This is a genomic window from Halomonas sabkhae (assembly GCF_030409265.1).
GTDB classification, from domain to species: domain Bacteria; phylum Pseudomonadota; class Gammaproteobacteria; order Pseudomonadales; family Halomonadaceae; genus Halomonas; species Halomonas halmophila.
The window spans coordinates 474301-493971 of the sequence record NZ_JAUFPM010000017.1; the positions used below are offsets into that span (position 1 = coordinate 474301).

At 65.2% G+C, this 19671-nt stretch carries 17 protein-coding genes; 8 read left to right on the forward strand and 9 right to left on the reverse strand.

Annotated elements, in window-relative coordinates; all coding sequences use genetic code 11:
* Positions 1-106: 106 nt before the first annotated feature.
* Both QWY79_RS12930 and QWY79_RS12935 read right to left on the reverse strand, forming a co-directional pair.
* Positions 107-1297 (reverse strand): vWA domain-containing protein, encoded by a 1191-nt coding sequence (locus tag QWY79_RS12930; RefSeq protein ID WP_290273368.1) that lies wholly within the window; start codon positions 1295-1297, stop codon positions 107-109.
* Positions 1298-1302: 5 nt separating this feature from the next.
* Complete coding sequence (locus QWY79_RS12935) at positions 1303-2148, reverse strand: AAA family ATPase (protein WP_290273371.1); 846 nt, start codon at positions 2146-2148, stop codon at positions 1303-1305.
* Positions 2149-2703: 555 nt separating this feature from the next.
* On the opposite strand from QWY79_RS12935, the gene QWY79_RS12940 reads away from it, so the two are divergent.
* Positions 2704-3342: a LysE family translocator gene (locus QWY79_RS12940; RefSeq protein WP_290273374.1), complete on the forward strand. Its 639-nt coding sequence runs from the start codon at positions 2704-2706 to the stop codon at positions 3340-3342.
* A 256-nt stretch (positions 3343-3598) separates the two neighbouring features.
* On the opposite strand, the gene QWY79_RS12945 is transcribed toward QWY79_RS12940, so the two are convergent.
* The 4 genes from QWY79_RS12945 to QWY79_RS12960 all read right to left on the reverse strand — a co-directional run bounded on the left by QWY79_RS12945 (position 3599) and on the right by QWY79_RS12960 (position 6794).
* Positions 3599-4588: a nucleoid-associated protein gene (locus tag QWY79_RS12945; protein WP_290273377.1), complete on the reverse strand. Its 990-nt coding sequence runs from the start codon at positions 4586-4588 to the stop codon at positions 3599-3601.
* 107 nt (positions 4589-4695) lie between these two features.
* Positions 4696-5457 (reverse strand): ABC transporter permease, encoded by a 762-nt coding sequence (locus QWY79_RS12950; protein ID WP_290273380.1) that lies wholly within the window; start codon positions 5455-5457, stop codon positions 4696-4698.
* The gene (locus QWY79_RS12955) at positions 5454-6395 is read right to left on the reverse strand and encodes an ABC transporter ATP-binding protein (protein WP_290273382.1); all 942 of its coding nucleotides are present in this window, start codon (positions 6393-6395) and stop codon (positions 5454-5456) included. The genes QWY79_RS12950 and QWY79_RS12955 overlap by 4 nt, the downstream gene beginning before the upstream one ends.
* A gap of 45 nt (positions 6396-6440) precedes the next feature.
* A complete protein-coding gene (locus QWY79_RS12960; protein ID WP_290273386.1) occupies positions 6441-6794 on the reverse strand; it encodes a putative quinol monooxygenase in 354 nt (117 codons plus the stop codon).
* 178 nt (positions 6795-6972) lie between these two features.
* On the opposite strand from QWY79_RS12960, the gene QWY79_RS12965 reads away from it, so the two are divergent.
* Positions 6973-8847, forward strand: coding sequence for an AMP-binding protein (locus tag QWY79_RS12965; RefSeq protein WP_290273389.1), 1875 nt, complete (start codon positions 6973-6975; stop codon positions 8845-8847).
* 90 nt (positions 8848-8937) lie between these two features.
* On the opposite strand, the gene nhaD is transcribed toward QWY79_RS12965, so the two are convergent.
* Positions 8938-10425, reverse strand: coding sequence for a sodium:proton antiporter NhaD (nhaD, locus tag QWY79_RS12970; RefSeq protein WP_290273391.1), 1488 nt, complete (start codon positions 10423-10425; stop codon positions 8938-8940).
* Between the two features lie 222 nt (positions 10426-10647).
* Between nhaD and QWY79_RS12975 the strand changes: the two genes are divergently transcribed.
* From QWY79_RS12975 to QWY79_RS12985, 3 genes are all read left to right on the forward strand, one after another.
* Positions 10648-11613 (forward strand): YbgA family protein, encoded by a 966-nt coding sequence (locus QWY79_RS12975; RefSeq protein ID WP_290273392.1) that lies wholly within the window; start codon positions 10648-10650, stop codon positions 11611-11613.
* Positions 11610-12851, forward strand: coding sequence for a methyltransferase (locus QWY79_RS12980; RefSeq protein ID WP_290273394.1), 1242 nt, complete (start codon positions 11610-11612; stop codon positions 12849-12851). Before QWY79_RS12975 ends, QWY79_RS12980 begins: the two co-directional genes overlap by 4 nt.
* Before the next feature lie 106 nt (positions 12852-12957).
* The gene (locus tag QWY79_RS12985) at positions 12958-14301 is read left to right on the forward strand and encodes a UDP-glucose dehydrogenase family protein (RefSeq protein WP_290273397.1); all 1344 of its coding nucleotides are present in this window, start codon (positions 12958-12960) and stop codon (positions 14299-14301) included.
* A 228-nt stretch (positions 14302-14529) separates the two neighbouring features.
* Here QWY79_RS12985 and QWY79_RS12990 read toward each other — a convergent pair whose 3' ends face one another.
* Positions 14530-15636, reverse strand: coding sequence for a pyridoxal phosphate-dependent aminotransferase (locus tag QWY79_RS12990; protein ID WP_290273400.1), 1107 nt, complete (start codon positions 15634-15636; stop codon positions 14530-14532).
* 218 nt (positions 15637-15854) lie between these two features.
* Between QWY79_RS12990 and QWY79_RS12995 the strand changes: the two genes are divergently transcribed.
* On the forward strand, positions 15855-16316 hold the full coding sequence (locus QWY79_RS12995; RefSeq protein ID WP_290273403.1) for a tellurite resistance TerB family protein: 462 nt from the start codon (positions 15855-15857) through the stop codon (positions 16314-16316).
* Between the two features lie 150 nt (positions 16317-16466).
* A complete protein-coding gene (locus tag QWY79_RS13000) occupies positions 16467-17708 on the forward strand; it encodes an NAD(P)/FAD-dependent oxidoreductase (protein ID WP_290273406.1) in 1242 nt (413 codons plus the stop codon).
* 74 nt (positions 17709-17782) lie between these two features.
* On the opposite strand, the gene QWY79_RS13005 is transcribed toward QWY79_RS13000, so the two are convergent.
* The gene (locus QWY79_RS13005; RefSeq protein WP_290273409.1) at positions 17783-18223 is read right to left on the reverse strand and encodes a hypothetical protein; all 441 of its coding nucleotides are present in this window, start codon (positions 18221-18223) and stop codon (positions 17783-17785) included.
* Between the two features lie 225 nt (positions 18224-18448).
* Between QWY79_RS13005 and pyrC the strand changes: the two genes are divergently transcribed.
* Positions 18449-19486 (forward strand): dihydroorotase, encoded by a 1038-nt coding sequence (pyrC, locus tag QWY79_RS13010; RefSeq protein ID WP_290273412.1) that lies wholly within the window; start codon positions 18449-18451, stop codon positions 19484-19486.
* The last annotated feature ends 185 nt before the right edge of the window (positions 19487-19671 follow it).

The window sequence follows — 19671 nt, forward strand, 5'->3', positions numbered from 1 at the left end:
CCAAATAAGCTATACCATCGAATTATAGCCATTAAAGGCTATTATTTAGCGATATAGCCCAAGAAGGCTATCGAGCGGCGTGCCGACCGGGCCGGGAAGCGCTGATTCATCTTGCGAGCTCCGTCATGGCGTCCTCGAGCCCCGCCAGCGTCATCGGATACATGCGGTCCTCGATCAACTCGCGGATCAACTGGGTGGAGTGCGTGTACTCCCAGTGACGACGCGGCATGGGGTTCAGCCACACCAGCTTGGGGAAGGCGTGGGTCAGGCGCTGCAGCCAGACGGCGCCGGGCTCGTCGTTCATGTGTTCGACGCTGCCCCAGGGATGAGTGATCTCGAAGGGTGACATGGCGGCATCGCCGACCACGATCACCTGATAGTCGGCGCCATAGGTGTTGAGCAGCTCCCGGGTGGGCAGGCGTGCCTGGTGATGGCGCGACTGCCAGGCGTCATTGGAGCGCCATACGCCTTCATACAGGCAGTTGTGGAAATAGAAGTGCTCGAGGTGCTTGAACTCGGCGCGGGCGGCGGAGAACAGCGCCTCGCAGTCACGAATATGGTCATCCATGGAGCCGCCCACATCGAGGAACAGCAGCACTTTCACGGCATTGCGGCGCTCGGGGCGCATGCGCACGCTGAGCAGCCCGCCGTTGCGCGCGGTATCGCGAATCGTGGTGTCGACATCGAACTCTTCCGCCGCTCCCTGGCGGGCAAAGCGCCGCAGCCGCCGCAGCGCCATCTTGATGTTGCGGGTGCCGAGCTCGCGGTCGGCGTCATAGTCGCGGTAGCGGCGCTCGTCCCAGACCTTGGCGGCGCGGCGATGGCGGGAGCCGTCCTGGCCGATGCGGATCCCCTCGGGATGGTAGCCATGGGCACCGAAGGGGCTGGTGCCGCCGGTGCCGATCCACTTGTTGCCGCCGGCGTGGCGTTCCTTCTGCTCCTGGAGGCGTTGCTTGAAGGTCTCGAGCAGGGCATCCAGGCCGCCCAGCGACTCGACCTGTGCCTTTTCTGCCTCGCTGAGCCGTTTCTCGAACTCGCGGCGCAGCCAGTCATCCGGGATCAGGGCGTCGATGGAGGCGTCCTGCGCCTGCACGCCTTCCAGCCAGGCGGCGAAGGCGCGATCGAAGCGGTCGAAATGCCGCTCGTCCTTGATCATCACGGTGCGCGCGAGATGATAGAAGGCATCGAGGTCGGCGAACACGACGTCATGCTCGAGCGCCGCATTGAGGTCGAGCAGTTCGCGCAGCGATACCGGCACCTCGAAGTGCCGCAGGGATTCGAACAGGCCGATGAACATGGCGCTCAGCGCCTCTGCCGACGCATCATGAAGGCCAGGCGTTCGAGCAGCTGGGTGTCCTGCTCGTTCTTGACCAGGGCCCCGGCCATGGGCGGCAGGGCACTGGCGGGGTCGCGCTGGTGCAGAGTCTCCTGGGCCAGCTCATCGGCCATCAGCAGCTTCAGCCAGTCGACCAGCTCCGAGGTCGAGGGCTTCTTCTTGAGTCCCGGCGCCTCGCGCAGCTCGAAGAAGACTTCCAGGGCGCGGCTGACCAGCTGGGGGGCGATGTCCGGGAAGTGCACATCGACGATGGACTGCATGGTCGCCCTGTCGGGAAAGTCGATGTAGTGGAAGAAACAGCGGCGCAGGAAGGCGTCGGGCAGTTCCTTCTCGTTGTTGGAGGTGATCACCACCACCGGGCGGTGCCGGGCCCGGATGGTCTCGCCGGTCTCGTAGACGTGGAACTCCATGCGGTCGAGTTCCTGCAGCAGGTCGTTGGGGAACTCGATATCCGCCTTGTCGATCTCGTCGATCAGCAGCACCACGCGCCGGTCGCTGGTGAAGGCCTCCCACAGCTTGCCGGGATGCAGGTAGTTGGCCACGTTCTCGACGCCCTCGATGCCCAGCTGCGAGTCGCGCAGCCGGCTGACGGCATCGTATTCGTAGAGGCCCTGGGCGGCCTTGGTGGTCGACTTGATGTGCCAGGTGATCAGCTGGGTGTCCAGGGAAGCCGCCAGCTCCTCGGCCAGCAATGTCTTGCCGGTGCCGGGCTCGCCCTTGATCAGTAGCGGGCGCTGCAGGGTGACCGCGGCGTTGACCGCCTGTTTCAGGGACTCGGTGGCGACATAGGTCGCGCTGCTGTCGAACGCCATGAATTGCCTCTCAGGAAGAAGGAGCGAAATTCAAACGAGTGTACGGAAGGTGGCGAGCGGCGACAATCTTCTCCGGATGAGGCCATGCGGGGCGATCCATCCTGATCCCGGGCGGAGTGGAAAGGCAGGGATGGGCGGCAGGATGAAAATTGCCACCAAGGTCGGATTGTTGGTGTCGCCGATATGGCGTTTCATGAGCACCAACAATGACAGCTAATCCGGTCGCCGGTTTTCCGGCCGCCCATAAAAAATGTCCCCCGAAGGGGACAAGAGGAGCACGCCAGCTCACACCTTTTACTATCCGAAAAGCATGCCAGGATAGAAATGAATCAACAAAAACAATAAGTTGGAAAATTCCGAAGCGGCGATTCAGTAACTGGATCGCCGCTTTTTCATGTTGTACTGCACCATGCGGAGGCGTCAACAGGCCCGGATGCGTCCTTGTGGGGCGGATTTCTGGCCTTCGCGAGTGCAACACCACTTGCCCGGACCTGGCCGGGCAGGCAAGCTCGAGGTACGTGCAGCTTGTCTGATCACCACCGGAGCCCGAGCGCCATGCTGACCTATTCACTCGCCCACTGGATGGTCTTTCTCTCGACCGCGGTCCTGCTGAACCTGTCGCCGGGGCCGGACATGGCCTTCATTCTCGGCCAGACGGCGCGGCATGGGCGACGTGGTGGCGTGGCGGCCATGTTCGGCGTGTGGAGCGGGGCGGCATTGCATGTGGCCATGGCGGCGCTGGGCCTGTCGGCGATACTCGCCACCTCGGCGCTGGCCTTCTCGCTGGTCAAGTGGGTGGGGGCCGCCTACCTGATCTGGCTGGGTCTGCAGATCCTGTTGAGCCGCGACAGCGGCGATGCGCCCGACGTCAGCGTGGCCAGCACACCGAAAACCGGCGCCATCTACCGCCAGGGCATCCTGGTCTCGGCGCTCAATCCCAAGGTGGCCATCTTCTTCCTGGCCTTCCTACCCCAGTTCGTGGTGCCGGGAGCCGGCCCGGCCGCGCTGCAGCTCGCCTTCCACGGCGCCCTGATCATCGCCGTCGCCGCCGCCATCGAACCGCCGCTGGTGCTGCTCGGCGCCCGCATCGCCCGCGCCATGCAGGGCCAGAAGCGCCTCGGCCGCTGGCTGGAAAAAGGCCTGGGCGGGGTGTTTGTGGGGTTGGGGGTGAAGCTGGCGCTCAGTCAGCGTTAGGCTACGAGCTACGAGCTATGAGCTGCGAGCTATGAGCCACGAGATTCGAGCCACGAGCTGCTCGCCGTTCTCCGCGCTTCCAGCCACTCGCTTCTCGCGACTCGCTACTCGCCGTTCTCCGCGCTTCCAGCCGCCCGTTTCTCGTAACTCGCCGCTCGCCGTTCCTCGCGCTGCCAGCCGCTCGTTTCTCGCGACTCGCTACTCACTGTTCTCCGCGCTTCCAGCCGCTCGTTTCTCGTAACTCGCCGCTCGCCACTCACTCCTTCTTCAACTGCTTGCGCAGGCCCTGGGGTACCTGCTTGATGATCAGTCGGTCGTTTTCCTCGTCGTACTCCACGGCGGCGCCGAGCAGGTGGGAGTCGAAGCTGATGGAGACGCCGGCGGCGCGGCCGGTGAAGCGTTTGAAGGCCTTGAGGGTGCGCTTGTCCGGGGGGATTTCCGGTGACAGGCCGTAGTCGCTGTTACGGATGTGGTCGTAGAAGGCCTTGGGTTGCTGTTCGTCGACGACTTCCGAGAGTTCGTCCAGGGTCATGGGTTCGCCGCGGCTGGCCTGTTCGCTGGCGTAGCCGATCAGGGCGTCGGTCTTCTCGCGGCTGGTTTCCTCGGCCATGTCGGTGCTTTCCACGTAATCGCTGAAGGCCTTGAGCAGGGTGCGGGTTTCCTGGGGCGTGTCCACTGGCTGGCTGGCGCCGAGCACCTCGGCGAAGGCATCGGCGAGCTTGCGGCCGCCGCGATCCCGGGTGTAGGAGAGATACGGGTGCGAGGCGTTGCCCTGACGCCACTGGGTGATGTCGATCCTGGCGCCCAGCGTCATCTGCGCCAGGTTGAGCTGCGGGCTGGGCACGATGTCGAGATGATCGCCGATGCCGAAGCCGTCGCGCTGGTGGAGCAGGGCCATGAGCAGGTAGCGGGACTCGCCCTTGTGATGATCGATGATCAGCAGATGGCCGCCTAGCGGCAGGTGGGCATCGATCAGCGGGGCGATGGCGCTGGCCAGTTCGCGAGTCAGGGTGGTGAAGTCCAGCTCACCGTCGAGGAAGCTGGCCAGGGCGCCGGGCAGGCGGGCTGAGGTGTCGTCGCTGAACTGTCCCCAGTCCTTGGCCTTGGCGTGATAGGCGGTGTTGAGTTCGGCGAGCAGGTCATCGAGGGTCGCGGAGGCCGCAAGCTCGCCTTCCGCCGGCACGACGCGCGCGCCCTGTTCGCCGGATGTGTCGATGCGGTGAATGATGCTGTGCAGGATGGGCATGAGGACCTCGCGGCTCGCGGATGACGGCCGGCGATGATACCGCATCATCCCCGGCCGGGGCTGCCCCGAATGATGCAGACAGGCCCGGCCGCGTCATCGTGGGGCGCTTACGGCTTGAGGCCGTAGCCGCTACGAAAGATCCAGTTGACCACGGCCAGCGAGAGGGCCAGGAAGAGGGCGATCATGCCCAGGCTGGCCCAGATGCTGACATCGCCCATGCCGTAGAAGCTCCAGCGAAAGCCGCTGACCAGATAGACCACCGGGTTGGCCAGGGTCACGATCTGCCAGGCGGGCGGCAGCATGTCGATGGAGTAGAAGGTGCCGCCGAGGAAGGTCAGCGGGGTGATGATCAGCAGCGGTACCAGCTGGAGCTTTTCGAAGCCGTCGGCCCAGATGCCGATGATGAAGCCCAGCAGGCTGAAGGTCAGCGAGGTCAGCACCAGGAACAGCAGAATCATGAAGGGATGCGCGATCTCGAAGGGCACGAAGAGGCGGGCGGTGATCAGCACGATCAGCCCCAGCACGATCGACTTGGTGGCCGCCGCGCCGACATAGCCGAGCACCACCTCGAAGTAGGAGACCGGCGCCGAGAGGATCTCGTAGATGGTACCGGTGAAGCGCGGGAAGAAAATGCCGAAGGAGGCATTGGACACGCTCTGGGTCAGCAGCATCAGCATGATCAGCCCGGGCACGATGAAGGCCCCGTAGCTGACGCCGTCCACCTCGCTGATGCGGGTGCCGATGGCCGCGCCGAAGACCACGAAATACAGTGAGGTGGAGATGACCGGCGAGACGATGCTCTGCAGCACCGTGCGCAGGCTGCGGGCCATCTCGGCGGCGTAGATGGTCTTCACGGATCGGAAGTTCATGCGCTCTCCTGCACCAGGCTGACGAAGATTTCCTCCAGGGAGCTCTGCCGGGTGTGCAGGTCCTTGAAGTGGATGCCGGCGGCCTGCAGGTCCGCCAGCAGCTCGGCAATGGCCGCCGGGTCGCTCTCCGGGTCACCCTGACGCGAGGCATCGTAGGTATACACCAGGGCATGGCCGTCTTCGGCAAGCGTCAGGTCATGGTCGGCCAGGGCCTCGGGGATGCGTGACAGCGGCTCGCAGAGATGCAGGGTCAGAGCCTTGCTGCCCAGCTTGCGCATCAGCTCGCGCTTTTCCTCCACCAGCACCAGCTCACCGGCGCGTATCACGCCGATGCGGTCGGCCATTTCCTCGGCCTCCTCGATGTAGTGGGTGGTGAGGATGATGGTCACGCCATTCTCGCGGAGCTGGCGCACCACCTCCCACATGTCGCGGCGCAGCTCGACGTCGACGCCGGCGGTGGGCTCGTCGAGGAAGAGGATCTGCGGCTCGTGGGCCAGCGCCTTGGCGATCAGCACCCGGCGTTTCATGCCGCCGGACAGCGTGATCAGCTTGTTGCGGCGTTTTTCCCAGAGGCTCAGCGAGCGCAGCGTCTTCTCGATGTGCAGCGGCGAGGCGGGCTTGCCGAACAGGCCGCGACTGAAGCTGACCGTGTCCCAGACCGTGGAGAAGGCCTCGCCGGTCAGCTCCTGGGGTACCAGGCCGATGCGCGAGCGGGCCTCGCGATAGTCGGTCACGTTGTCGTGGCCGTCCACCAGCACCCGGCCACCGCTGGCATTGACCAGGCCGCAGATCACGCTGATCAGGGTGGTCTTGCCGGCCCCGTTGGGGCCCAGCAGGGCGAAGATCTCGCCGCGCTGAATGTCCAGGTCGATGCCTTTCAGGGCCTGGAAGCCGCTGTCATAGACCTTGGACAGATCCTCGACTCGAATGACCGTCACGGCCTGTCTCCTGTCGCGGGGTTGTCATGCCTCATGCCGCGCCGCTCAGGATGTCAGGGCGGGGGCATCGAACTCGGCGGGCTCATCGCTGTAGACGCAGACATTGGCGTCCTCGATCACGCCATCCGGCGACTCCACCTGCTGCGCGAAGAACGCCTGGATCTCGCTACGCTGGCAGTGGGCCTCGAAGGCCTCGCGGTTGGCCCAGGTCTCGTGGAAGACGATGGGGTAGCTGTCGCCCTGGGCGAAGGGGCTCTCGATGCGCCGGGTCACGGTGTAGCGCAGGCAGCCGTCCTCGCGATGGGTGTTCGGTTCCAGCGCCTGCAGGGCGGCGAAGGCGGCGGCTTCCTGGCCGGGTTTCGGCTTGAAGCTGGCGATGCAGTAGATCTTGCTCGACATGGGGTCTCCATCGGGACGAGTGGACTGACAAGGCAGCTTATGACCTTAACATGCGGCTGATATGACGGGGGAGTATGACATCCCCCTGGCACTTTCCTTAGCCTATCGTCGTCTGGCGAAGCAACCCGTCACATTCGACATTGAGGGCATCGATTCAGACAACAGCAGTGGTGCCCCGATGCGTTACCCAGAGACCTACTCAGCGTCCATCGAACAGCCGGAGGCCTTCTGGCGGGACAAGGCGTCCTGGATTGACTGGTTCGAGGCTCCCGAGACCATTGTGTCGCGGCGTGCGGATGGCCACCATGACTGGTTTCCCGACGGCAGGCTCAATACCGCCGATCTGGCGCTCGATGCGCAGATCCGGGCCGGCCGGGGCGAGCAACTGGCGCTCATCCATGATTCCCCCGTCACGGGCACGATCCAGCGCTTCACCTATGCCGAGCTGACCGCACGGGTCGCACGTTTTGCCGGGGCGCTGCGTGACAAGGGAGTGGGGCCGGGTGACAGGGTGATCCTGTACATGCCGATGATCCCGGAGGCGGTGATCGGCATGCTGGCCTGTGCCCGGCTGGGGGCCATCCATTCGGTGGTGTTTGGTGGTTTCGCGGCGCACGAACTGGCGGTGCGCATCGACGATGCCAGGTCCAGGGTCGTGCTGACGGCTTCCTGCGGGATCGAGGTGGATCGCGTCATCGCCTACAAGCCGCTGGTGGATGCGGCCCTGGAAGAGTCCGTGCACCAGCCGGAGGCGTGCATCGTCTGCGCGCGGCCACAGGCCAGTGCCGAGCTGCAGGCCGGTCGGGACTTCGACTGGGCCGAGCTCGAGGCCGCCGGCCAGGCCGTCGAGCCGGTGCCGGTGAGCGCGACGGATCCGCTGTACATACTGTATACGTCCGGCACCACCGGCAAGCCGAAGGGGGTGGTGCGCGACAATGGCGGCCATGCCGTGGCCATGCGCTACAGCATGGCGGTGGTCTATGACGCCAGCCCCGGTGATGTGTTCTGGGCCGCCTCGGATGTGGGCTGGGTGGTGGGCCACAGCTATATCGTCTATGGCCCGTTGATCACCGGATGCACCACCATCCTCTACGAGGGCAAGCCGGTGAAGACCCCGGATGCCGGGGCCTTCTGGCGCGTCTGTGCCGAACATGGCGTCAATGTGCTGTTCACCGCCCCGACGGCGTTTCGCGCCGTGCGCAAGGAGGACCCCGAGGCAGGGGAGCTGTCCCGGTATGACATCCGCTGCCTGAAACGCATCCTGCTGGCCGGCGAACGCCTGGATCCCACCACCCATGCATGGCTGAGCGACAAGACCGGCCTGCCGATACTGGACCACTGGTGGCAGACCGAGACCGGCTGGGCCATCTGCTGCAATCCGGTGGGGATCGAGAAGCTGCCGACGCAGCCCGGCTCGGCCGGTATGCCCACGCCGGGGTTCGATGTGGCCATTCTGGATGCCAGCGGCCAGCCGGCAGGCCCCGGCGAGCAGGGGCAGGTGGCGGTTCGTTTGCCGTTGCCGCCGGGATGTCTGACCACCATCTGGGGCGATGATGCGCGTTTTCGCCACGCCTATCTGGATCCCGTGCCCGGCTACTATTACTCGGGGGATGGCGGTTACCGCGATGCACAGGGCAACGTCTTCATCATGGGGCGCATGGATGACGTGATCAATGTGGCGGGCCATCGCCTGTCCACCGGCGAGATGGAGGAGGTGGTGGCGGCGCATCCGGCCGTGGCCGAGTGCTGCGTGATCGGCGTGCGTGATGAGTTGCGCGGCCAGGTCCCCGTTGGGCTGGTGTTGCTCAAGGATGGCGCGAGCATCGCGGCCGATGACCTGGAAGACGCGCTGGTCGAGATGGTGCGTCAGCGAATCGGCGCGGTGGCCTGCTTTCAGCGTGCCGAGATCGTCGAGCGCCTGCCCAAGACACGTTCCGGCAAGATCCTGCGGCGGGTGCTGCGCGACATCGCCGATGGCGAGGATTACGCCGTCCCCTCGACCATCGATGATCCCGGCATTCTGGAGGACATCGAGAAGCGGCTGCATTCCTGAATGCGTCGCGCCCCAGGCACGGCTTGACCCATGACCCGCGCCGCAGGGCCCACCGCCCGGCAGACCGAGCGGCGGGCCCTGCCCGGCACATCAGTGGAAGATCGCGAAACTCTCGGCGTTGATCAGCATGTGCGCCACCACACTGGCCGCATAGCCCAGGGCGATGACCGGTGCCCAGCGCATGTGGCCGGCAAAGGTGTAGATGCCGCGTGCCTGACCCATCAAGGCCACGCCAGCGGCGGAGCCCACCGACAGCAGGCTGCCGCCGACGCCGGCGGTCAGGGTGATCAGCAACCAGTTGCCCAGGGACATGTCGGGCTCCATGGAGATCACCGCGAACATCACCGGGATGTTGTCGACCACTGCCGAGATCATGCCCAGCACGATATTGGCCCAGACCGGGTCCCAGCCCGTGTAGAGCGTCTCGGACAACAGGCTCAGGTAGCCCATGAAGCCGAGGCCGCCCACCGACATCACCACGCCGTAGAAGAACAGCAGGGTGTCCCACTCGGAACGCGCCACACGGGTGAAGACATCGAAGGGCACCACGCTGCCCAGCGCCTCGAGCTTGCGCCAGTCACCGCGCTGGCTGTAGCGCGTGCGCTTGCGCTCCAGAGAGCGGGGTAGACTCTGGCGCAGGTAGTAGCCGAAGAACTGCAGGAAGCCAAGGCCGGTCATCATGCCCAGTGCCGGCGGCAGGTTGAGCATGGTGTGGCAGAGCACCGAAATGACAATGGTCACCAGAAACAGGCCGACGATGCGCCGCGCGCCACGCTTGAGCCAGATGTCCTCTTCCAGGGCCGCCGGCTTGCGGTTCTTGATGAACAGGCTCATGACGACGGCCGGCACCAGGTAGTTGACCAGCGAGGGTCCCAGCAGCTTGAAGAACTGCTGGAACTCGACCAGCTTGGCCTGCCAGACCATCAGGGTGGTGATGTCACCGAAGGGACTGAAGGCGCCACCGGCATTGGCAGCCACCACGATGTTCACACAGCAGATGTTGATGAAGCGCTTGTCGCCCTCGGCCACCTTGAGTACCACGGCGCACATCAGCATGGCGGTGGTCAGGTTGTTGGCGATGGTCGAGATCCAGAAGGCCAGGATGCCGGTGATCCAGAACAGCGAGCGATAGCTGAAGCCCGTCTCGACCAGCCAGGCGCGTAACTTGTCGAAGACGCGGCGCTCCTCCATGGCGTTGATGTAGGTCATGGCCACCAGCAGGAAGAGCAGCAGTTCACTGTATTCCAGCAGGGTGTCGCTGAAGGCCTCTTCCGCGGCATTGGGCAGGCCCGAGCGCATGTAGGTCCAGCCGATGAGCGCCCAGATCAGACCGGCGGCGACGAGCACCGGCTTGGACTTGCGCATGTGCAGTTTTTCCTCGGCCATGACCAGGGCATAGGCAGCGAGGAAGAGGGTGACGGCAATAAAGCCGGGGATGGTATAGGTCAGGTCCAGCTCGCCGGCGGAAGCCGCCTGGGCGAGCGGGCTGAACAGCAAGATGCAGAAAGCGAGCACGCAAGAACCTGGCCACCGGGCGCTGTGCCGGGGCCAGTAGGGATCACGATGGTGAGTCAGCATGACAGAGGCATCCTGAGGTCTGGAGGGGAAATGAGGCGAAATCGCGACGTATTCTACACTAATCAAACACTGTTCGCCATTCGTTAGGTGGCTAACATGAGCTTCGGAAAGGGCGCTCTGCTCGCTTCTTGCGGGTGTCGGCCGGTGGCTACGGCAATCGCGCAAGCCCGTGTCTGACGTTATCCTGTGGTGAGGAGAAGCCGAAACTGACAGGAGTGCGACATGCAGCAAGCCGCATCTGATACCGCCATCCCGGTGGGCATCAGTGCCTGCCTGACCGGCGCAGAGGTGCGTTACAACGGCGGTCACAAGCGGTCGCGCTACTGCCTGGAGGTGCTCGGAGAACGGCTGCGCTTCGAGACCTTCTGCCCCGAACTGGAAGCCGGACTCGGTGTTCCCCGGGAGCCCGTGCGGTTGGTCGGCCGCGCTGGTGAAACGCCTCGTGTGCGTGGCACCCGGAACACCGAGCGGGATGTCACGGCGAGTATCGAGCAGGTCGGCATCGACTTCGTCGAGGCGCATCGTCACCTGCGTGGCTTCATTCTCATGAAGGGCTCGCCGAGTTGCGGCCTGGAAAGGGTCAAGGTCTACCACGAAAACGGCATGCCGAGTCACACGGATTCCGGCGCCTTCGTGCGCGTCATGCGCGAGCATTTTCCCGAGCTGCCCCTGGAAGAAGAGGCCAGGCTCAATGACCCGGGGCTGCGCGAGAACTTCATCTCGCGCATCTACGCCCTGGATGACTGGAAGCGCAACGTCGAGCCGGATCCCAGTCATCACGCCATGCTGCAGTTCCACAGTCGCCAGAAGTTTCTGCTGATGGCCCACCGGGTGTCGGCCTATCGCGAGCTGGGGCGCTATCTGGCGGAAGCGCATCAGCGGGCACTGGCCGAGACCCAGAAATATTATCTGCAAGGTTTCATGCAGGCACTGGCCCGGCCGGCCACGCGCAAGTCGCATACCAACGCCCTGATGCATATTCTGGGCTACCTGAAGCATGCCCTGGATGGCCAGACCCGGCGCGATCTGCTGGAGTCGATCGAGGAATACCGCCTCGAGCAGGTGCCGCTGGTGGTGCCCATGCGCCTGCTCAACCACTACCTGAAACGCCATGGTTCCGACTATATCTGCCGACAATCCTACCTGGATCCGCACCCCTATGAACTGGGACTGCGCAATGCGATATGACGCCGTGCCATGCGGCCTGTCGGGCCTCCGAGGTCACGGTGGCCGCTGACGGCGGGGCGCTAGACCACGCCACACGCTTGCGCCGTCTGGGCGAGGTGCTGGGGGCATGGCGCAGTGTCTGGCAGCCCCTGCCGTTCCAGCATCCCGTTTTGCCCTGGGAGGCGCAGCACGGCGAGTTGGCCGCGGTCCTGCGCGGCTTGTCCGATGCCGAGGCCGAGCGCCTGCAGGATGCGCCGCTCTCGGCCAGCGCGCTGGCGCACTGGTTACCCGTCGAGGAACTGGCCGCTCTGGTCGATCTGCCGGATTTCGCTGCAGACGGCGAGCCGACACTGCCCGATAGCTGGGGCGTCTTCGTCGGCGGGCGCAAGTGGCAGCAGATTCAGGCCTTCGCGCCCCTGGTCAGGGCGGATCGTCCCTTGCTGGAGTGGTGTGCCGGCAAGGGCCATCTGTCGCGCGGCCTGGCGCGCTGGCATGACAGACCGGTCGACGCCCTGGAGTGGCAGCCTGCGCTCTGCGAGGCGGGCGGGGCGCTGGCGCATCGCCAGTCGGCAGCGGTAAGGCTGCATCAGCAGGATGTCATGGCCGCGGATGCCGAGCGCTGGCTGAACGACGAGCGGCGTGTCATGGCGCTGCACGCCTGCGGGGATCTGCATGTGAGGCTGCTGCAACTGGCCGCCCGCCGGCGCAGTGCCGTGACCCTGGCTCCCTGCTGTTACCAGCGCACCGCCGACGCCTGGTACCAGCCGATGTCGCGTCAGGCCCGCCGCGAGATGAACTGGTCGATGTCGCGGGACGACCTGGCCATGGCGGTGCAGGAGACCGTCACGGCCCCCGGCAAGGTGCGCCGCGAGCGACGCCTGGCCAATGCCTGGCGCCTGGGCTTCGATGCCCTGCAGCGTTCGCTCACGGGGCGCGACCGCTACCTGCCGGTGCCCAGCCTGGCCTATGGGCGGCTGCCGGACCGCTTTGCCGACTTCTGTCGCTGGGCCGCCGAACGCAAGGGCGTGGTGTTACCGCCCGGTGCCGACTGGGCGACTCACGAAGCCGAGGGCTGGCGGCGACTGGCCGAGGTGACGCGTCTCGAGCTGGTCCGCCATGTGTTTCGCCGCCCCCTCGAGGTCTGGCTGGTGCTGGATCGGGCCAGGTTGATGGAGGAAGCGGGCTTTCGGGTGCGCCTCGGCACCTTCTGCGACCGGCAGCTGACGCCCCGCAATCTGGTGATTCAGGCCGAGCCGTGAAGCCGGGCAGGCCGCGCCTGCCGCTTTCATGGCAGGGCAAAGCCGGCTAGCATGGCATCCACGTTGCGATATTCAGTGAACAAGACTCCTGCTGGGGAAATAGGGAATGAAGATCACGATTTTCGGCACGGGGTATGTGGGCCTCGTGACGGGTGCCTGCCTGGCGGATGTGGGGCACGATGTGTTGTGCATGGACGTCGACGCCGACAAGGTCGCGCGCCTCGAGGCCGGTGACATCCCGATCTACGAGCCGGGCCTGGAAGAGCTGGTGACGCACAATACGGCGGCCGGACGGCTTTCCTTCACCACCGATGCGGCCAGGGCGGTCGAGTTCGGCACCCTGCAGTTCATTGCCGTGGGCACGCCGCCCGACGAGGATGGCAGTGCCGATCTGCAGTACGTGCTGTCGGTGGCCCGGACCATCGGTCAGCACATGAATGACTTCAAGGTCGTCATCGACAAGTCCACCGTCCCGGTAGGCACCGCCGATCGCGTGCGCCACACGATCGATGAGGTACTCGAGCAGCGCGGCACGAGCCTCGAGTTCGAGGTCTGCTCGAACCCGGAATTCCTCAAGGAAGGGGCGGCCATCGAGGACTTCTCCCACGGCGCGCGCATCGTCGTGGGTACCGACTCCGAGCGGGTTCGCGAGCTGATGCGGGACTGCTATGGCCCCTATATTCGCCTCCAGGAAAAGCTGATGTTCATGGATGTGCGCGCCGCCGAGCTGACCAAGTACGCGGCCAATGCCATGCTCGCCACCAAGATCAGCTTCATGAACGAGATCGCCAACCTGGCCGAACGCCTGGGGGCCGATGTGGAGCAGGTGCGGCGCGGTATCGGCTCGGATCCGCGCATCGGCTATCACTTCATCTACCCTGGCTGTGGCTACGGTGGCTCCTGTTTTCCCAAGGATGTGCGTGCCCTGACGCGCACGGCCGGTGATGTCGACTATCAGGCGGAACTGCTAAGCGCGGTGGAAGGCGTCAACCAGCGCCAGAAGCAGACGCTGTTCGATAAGCTCGAGCGGGCCTTCGACGGTGATCTGGCCGGACGCACCATTGCCGTCTGGGGCCTGTCCTTCAAGCCCAATACCGATGACATGCGGGACGCCCCGAGTCGCCTCCTGATGGAATCGCTGTGGCGGGTCGGGGCGCGGGTGCGCGCCTTCGACCCGGAGGCCATGGACGAGTGCCGGCGAATCTACGGCCAGCGTGATGACCTGACTCTCGCCGAGACACGCGAGGCCGCCGTCGAAGGGGCCGAGGCGCTGGTCATCTGCACCGAGTGGAAGGTCTTCCGCATGGTCGACTTTGACTGGCTGAAGACCCGGCTCGGCATGCCGGTGGTCGTCGACGGCCGCAACCTCTACAACCCCGAGACCGTTCGCCGGGCGGGCCTGATGTATTACGCGGTGGGGCGTGGTGATTCGCTGCACCAACCCGTCTGAGGAAACACTGCTTAAATGCCTGCGCATGCAAATCGCTGCGCTATAGCCGCCATCCCTGGCGGCTACCCTCCGGGCCCGTCTGCGGACGGTTCAAATTCGCTCCCGGCGAATTTGTACGCGGTGCGCGAAAGCTCGCCTAACTATTTGTTATGTCTCGCTTTCTGTGCTCCGTGCGCCTTGCGCTTCACTATGCTCAGCTATTTATTCAGCGTTTCCCTGAGCGCCGAGTCATCCGTCCTGCAGGGCGCGCTCCAGTGTCGTCAGGCGGCCGGGCGTCAGCGCATCGGCTACCGCCGAGATGCGCAGCACATGGCCCAGATCGGGATGTGCCGGTCGGGCGATCAGCTTGCCCTCGTCCAGCAGGGCTGCGTGGACCTGCCCGGCCAGTTCGGCGCTGGGCAGGCGGATGCCGATGAAATTGGTGGCACTCGGCAGTACCTCGGCGCCCAGTGCGCGAAAGTGATCGGCCAGTGCCTCGCGGCGGGCGATGACATCGGCAATGTGCTGCCGGGTCTCGGCGGGGTGATCCAGCACCACCTCGGCGGCGGCCAGGGTCAGGGTCGAGACGGCATAGTGAATGCGCACCTTCATCAGCATGGCCAGGGTATCTGCTTCGGCAATCGCGTAACCGATGCGCATGCCGGCCATGCCGTGCGCCTTGGACAGAGTGCGGCAGCGAATCACACCGGGTAGCACCTCGCGCCCGAAGGGCGTATCGGCATCCGAACGGAAGTCGTGATAGGCCTCGTCGAGCAGCAACCAGCAATCCTCCGGCAGCGCTTCGCGCAGCTTTTTCACCGCCTCGTCGTCATGCAGGTGGCCGCTGGGGTTGTCCGGATTGGCCAGGTACACCAGTCGGGCGTGCTGCGTGTGGGCCGCCTCGGCGAGTGCCTGCAGGTCAGGGGCCAGGCGGTCCTGGTCCTCGGCGTAGGGCACTTCGACCACCCGGCAGCCCTGGCCACGGGCGAAATACCCGAAGGTGGGGTAGGTGCCGGCCGAGCTGATCACCGTCTCGTCGGGCATCGCCACCGCACGCAGCGCCAGGGCCAGCAGGCTGTCGGCGCCGGCATCCACCAGCAACGCCTCCAGCGGAATGCCCTGCTGCCGTGACAGGCGCTCACGCACGCCGAGCGCCTCGGAATCCCCGTAACAATAGGCATGCTCGACCATGGCATCGCCGAAGTGGCGGCGCAGCGCCGCATGCGGCATGTCCAGGCCCTCGTTGGAGCCCAGCCGGTGGGGAATGGTGCGCCCCAGGCGGCGTTGCAGCACCCAGATGCCGGGAAAGGGGTTATCGGGGCCGGGATGATACAGGTGGTCGGCAAAACGTGGCATGTCATCTCTCGCGGGGCAATGAATGGAGAGGCATCGAGCCCGGCAGGCTTCGGCGCCTGTGCCGGCTCGAGCCGGGCGTCGTCGCGTGCGTTGTCTGGAGCGCGCGGCGCCGGGCACGGACGGGGAACCCGATGGCGATTCCGCGGTCGATCCGTGCATGAAGCGTCTGCCTCGTCGGGCTGCAACGCTTGCCCATTATGAGCAACAGGAGTCTTGTCATGCTGGCCTCATTGCAACGCTGGATCAACGACATGACGGCGCAGTCGTCCTCCGCGGAGCCGCCGAGCCTGGCGCTGGCCACCGCGGCCCTGTTATGCGAGGTGATGCGCGCCGACTACCGCCTCGAGCCCTCCGAGCTCGAGGCCTTGCGCGAGGAGCTGCGTCAACGTTTCGGGCTCGAGGAGGAGGCGCTGAGCGAGCTGATGGAGCTGGCCCAGCAGGAAACCGAAGCCTCGGTGGACCATCACCGTTTCGTGCGCCTGATCCGTGACGAGTGCGACGCAGAGTCACGCATCGAACTGGTGCGCGCGATGTGGGCCCTGGCCTACGCCGATGGACACAAGGACGCCCTGGAAGAGCATCGCATCCGCCGCCTGGCCGAACTGCTCCATGTGAGCCATGCCGATTTCGTGCGCACGCGCCACGAGGAACAGCAGCGCGCCGCTGGGGATTCATCCTGAGGTTTCCGGATCGGACAGGACGGACTGCACCGGGCGGAAAGTGTTGGTATGCCAGGCGTCTCGGCCTGATAGAATGGCAGCCGCGACCCTGCCGTGTGCATGAGGCAGCGGTCGGGATTTCGACAGGCGTTGGCAAGCGAGGAGAGACGGATGGCGCGGCAAGTGACGGTGCTGGGGGCGGGCATGATCGGCGTGTCGGTGGCATGGTATCTGGTTCGGCGGGGCTTCGACGTGACCCTGATCGACCGCCAGGCGCCGGGGCAGGAGACGTCCTTCGGCAATGCCGGCCTGATTCAGCGCGAAGCGGTGCGGCCTTATCCGTTTCCGCGCGATCTGGCCACCCTGATCCGCGTCCTGCCCAACCGTCAGGTCGATATTCGCTATCGCCCGGGTGGCATGTGGCGCGCGGCCTTGCCGCTGTTTCAGTACTGGCGAAATTCCGGCGGCAGTCGCTACGCGCGTCTGGTGCCGGAATATGCTGCCCTCATTCAGCGTTGCCTGGACGCGCATGGCGAGATGATCGAGGCTGCCGGGGCGGAGTCGCTGGTCGGCCGGGATGGCTGGCTGGAGGTCTATCGCAGCGCCGACAAGCTCGCCGAGCGCCTTGAAGGGGCCCGGCAGATGGGGGCGGAGTATGGCGTCCACTTCCGTCATCTGGATGCCGGAGAGCTGGCGGAACTGGAGCCGGATCTGACCGATCGCTGCGCGGGGGCGATTCACTGGCTGGACTCGTGGACGGTCGCCGATCCCGGTGCCCTCGTTCAGGCCTATGCCCGGGCCTTCGAGGCCGAGGGCGGGCGCCTGCTGCTCGGCGAGGTTCAGGATGTTCGGCAGGATGCCGACGGCTGGCAGGTGGATGTCGACGCGCAAACCCATCATGCCGAAGACCTGGTGCTGGCGCTGGGACCCTGGTCGCGAACCTGGCTGGAGCACCTGGGGCTGTCGGCCCCCATGTTCGTCAAGCGCGGTTATCACATGCACTATGCCGGGGCCGAGGGGGCAACCCTCAGGCATTGGGTCATGGATGCCGAGGTCGGCTATGTGATGGCGCCCATGAAGGCCGGCATTCGGCTGACCACCGGGGCCGAGCTGGAGCGACTCGAGGCGCCGCCGCACCATGCACAGCTGGCCGCCGCGGAAGGGCGAGCCAATGAGCTGCTGACCCTGGGCGAACGACTCGATGCGGTGCCCTGGAAGGGGGCGCGTCCCTGCATGCCGGACATGAAGCCGGTGGTCGGGCCGGCGCCGGGCAAGCGCGGCTTGTGGTGCTCCTTCGGCCATGGCCACCACGGCTTCACCCTGGGGCCGGCCACCGGGCAGTTGCTGGCACAGATGATCGCCGGTGAGACGCCGGATATCGAGATGGCGCCGTATCGCCTGGACCGCTTCTAGCCGGAAGCCGGGCGCGGATGCTCGGCCGCCGTGGCGGTAGGTGGCGGCCGGCGAGGCGTTACAAGTGGCCGGTGTTATCCGGCTTTGGCACGCTGCCTGGCCTTCCGGCGCTCCAGGAAGGTATGGATCAGCAACTTGATGGCCAGGGTGAAGATGAACACCAGCCAGCCCGCTGTCGCCAGGACGTTGAACAACAAAAGCTTCTGCTCGCCGTTCAGCAGCGTGATCCAGTAATCGATGCCGATCGCCATCAGAAAGGCGAGTGCCAGTGGCAACACCAGGATATGCATCCACATCTCGGTGCGGCGCTTGCGCACATGATAGCGGCTCAGCATCACGCGCGAAGGGCGGTGCACGAAGCTGATCATGATGAGACTGCCGGCCATCAGCATGGCAGCAAGGGTCGGTTCGATATTGCCGATGTGCACCGTGTAACTGATCGACCAATAGACCATCAGCCACATCAGGCCGGCCAGGATGGCGACGAGATCGGCGTAATAGCGTACCTTCGGCATGGTGTCCTCGTGGCGTTGCTCAGGCCGGGGATGATACGTCAAATCATCACGGCGTGAAGCATTTTCTGAGCGTGATTCCCTCGGTCTTTTGCTTGCCGCAGTGCCGCGACGGCCACCGCAGCCGACCCCGCAAGGGAAGTATTTTCCCTGCTCGGGCGGCTCCGGAGGCAGGCGACATTGCGGTATACTCGTCGCCATGAATCCACGTCGATAACAGGATATGCCGTGAACTCGATCACCCTGACACGCCCGGACGACTGGCACCTTCACCTCCGGGACGGCCAGGTGCTGCCTGCCGTGGTGCCGGCCAGTGCCCGCCAGATGGGCCGTGCCATCATCATGCCCAATCTCAAGCCACCGGTCACCACCACACAGCAGGCGCTCGACTATCGTCAGCGTATTCTGGCGGCCGTGCCCGACGGCGAGGCGTTCGAGCCGCTGATGACGCTCTACCTCACCGATAACACCAGTGCCGAGGAAATCGAGCGGGCCCATGCCAGTGGCCAGGTGCAGGCGGTCAAGCTGTATCCCGCCGGCGCCACCACCAACTCGGCAGCCGGCGTCACCGACCTGGCCCATTGCGATGCGGCCATCGGCGCCATGGCCCGGCTGGGCATGCCGTTGCTGGTGCATGGCGAGGTCACCGATGCCGACATCGATATCTTCGATCGTGAAGCCGTCTTTATCGAGCGGGTCATGAAGCCGCTGCTGGATCGTCATCCGACGCTCAAGGTGGTGTTCGAGCACATTACCACCGCCGATGCCGCGGCCTTCGTCACGGCGGCGCCGGGCAATGTGGCCGCCACCATCACCGCGCACCACCTGCTGTTCAATCGCAATCACATGCTCGTGGGCGGCATCCGGCCGCATTACTACTGCCTGCCGATCCTCAAGCGCGAGCGGCATCGCCAGGCCCTGATCGAGGCCGCGACCGGAGGCAGTGGCAAGTTCTTCCTGGGCACCGACAGCGCTCCGCATGCCAAGGGCGACAAGGAAAGTGCCTGTGGCTGTGCCGGTGCCTACACCGCGCCGGTGGCCCTGGAGCTTTATGCCACGGCCTTCGAGCAGGCCGGCGCGCTGGGCCAGCTGGAAACCTTCACCAGCCACGCCGGGCCGGACTTCTATGGCCTGCCGCGCAATGCCGAGAGCGTGACCCTAGAACGCGAGACCTGGACGGTCCCCGAGTCGTTGCCGTATGTCCCGGATCAGGACATCGTGCCCATGCGGGCCGGGGAGAGCCTGGGTTGGAAGTTGAAGGTGTGAGGGGGAAAGAGGGAAGACAGAAGAGGGAAGAGGGAAGAGGGAAGAGGGAAGAGGGAAGAGCTGGTGTGACCCCGAAAAAGTAGACACCTTGTCTCAAGCCGCTAACTCATAGGCTCTGGGCGCCACTCCGCCCAGAGTCTCGTGAGCACGGATTCCATCATAATACTCACAGATGTAATAGCGCA

Excerpts from the sequence above, each read along its gene's own strand:
- QWY79_RS12930 (WP_290273368.1), bottom strand. The coding sequence starts at position 1,297 with ATGTTCATCGGCCTGTTCGAATCCCTGCGGCACTTCGAGGTGCCGGTA.
- QWY79_RS12935 (WP_290273371.1), bottom strand. The coding sequence starts at position 2,148 with ATGGCGTTCGACAGCAGCGCGACCTATGTCGCCACCGAGTCCCTGAAA.
- QWY79_RS12940 (WP_290273374.1), top strand. The coding sequence starts at position 2,704 with ATGCTGACCTATTCACTCGCCCACTGGATGGTCTTTCTCTCGACCGCG.
- QWY79_RS12945 (WP_290273377.1), bottom strand. The coding sequence starts at position 4,588 with ATGCCCATCCTGCACAGCATCATTCACCGCATCGACACATCCGGCGAA.
- QWY79_RS12950 (WP_290273380.1), bottom strand. The coding sequence starts at position 5,457 with ATGAACTTCCGATCCGTGAAGACCATCTACGCCGCCGAGATGGCCCGC.
- QWY79_RS12960 (WP_290273386.1), bottom strand. The coding sequence starts at position 6,794 with ATGTCGAGCAAGATCTACTGCATCGCCAGCTTCAAGCCGAAACCCGGC.
- QWY79_RS12965 (WP_290273389.1), top strand. The coding sequence starts at position 6,973 with ATGCGTTACCCAGAGACCTACTCAGCGTCCATCGAACAGCCGGAGGCC.
- nhaD (WP_290273391.1), bottom strand. The coding sequence starts at position 10,425 with ATGCTGACTCACCATCGTGATCCCTACTGGCCCCGGCACAGCGCCCGG.
- QWY79_RS12975 (WP_290273392.1), top strand. The coding sequence starts at position 10,648 with ATGCAGCAAGCCGCATCTGATACCGCCATCCCGGTGGGCATCAGTGCC.
- QWY79_RS12980 (WP_290273394.1), top strand. The coding sequence starts at position 11,610 with ATGACGCCGTGCCATGCGGCCTGTCGGGCCTCCGAGGTCACGGTGGCC.
- QWY79_RS12985 (WP_290273397.1), top strand. The coding sequence starts at position 12,958 with ATGAAGATCACGATTTTCGGCACGGGGTATGTGGGCCTCGTGACGGGT.
- QWY79_RS12990 (WP_290273400.1), bottom strand. The coding sequence starts at position 15,636 with ATGCCACGTTTTGCCGACCACCTGTATCATCCCGGCCCCGATAACCCC.
- QWY79_RS12995 (WP_290273403.1), top strand. The coding sequence starts at position 15,855 with ATGCTGGCCTCATTGCAACGCTGGATCAACGACATGACGGCGCAGTCG.
- QWY79_RS13000 (WP_290273406.1), top strand. The coding sequence starts at position 16,467 with ATGGCGCGGCAAGTGACGGTGCTGGGGGCGGGCATGATCGGCGTGTCG.
- QWY79_RS13005 (WP_290273409.1), bottom strand. The coding sequence starts at position 18,223 with ATGCCGAAGGTACGCTATTACGCCGATCTCGTCGCCATCCTGGCCGGC.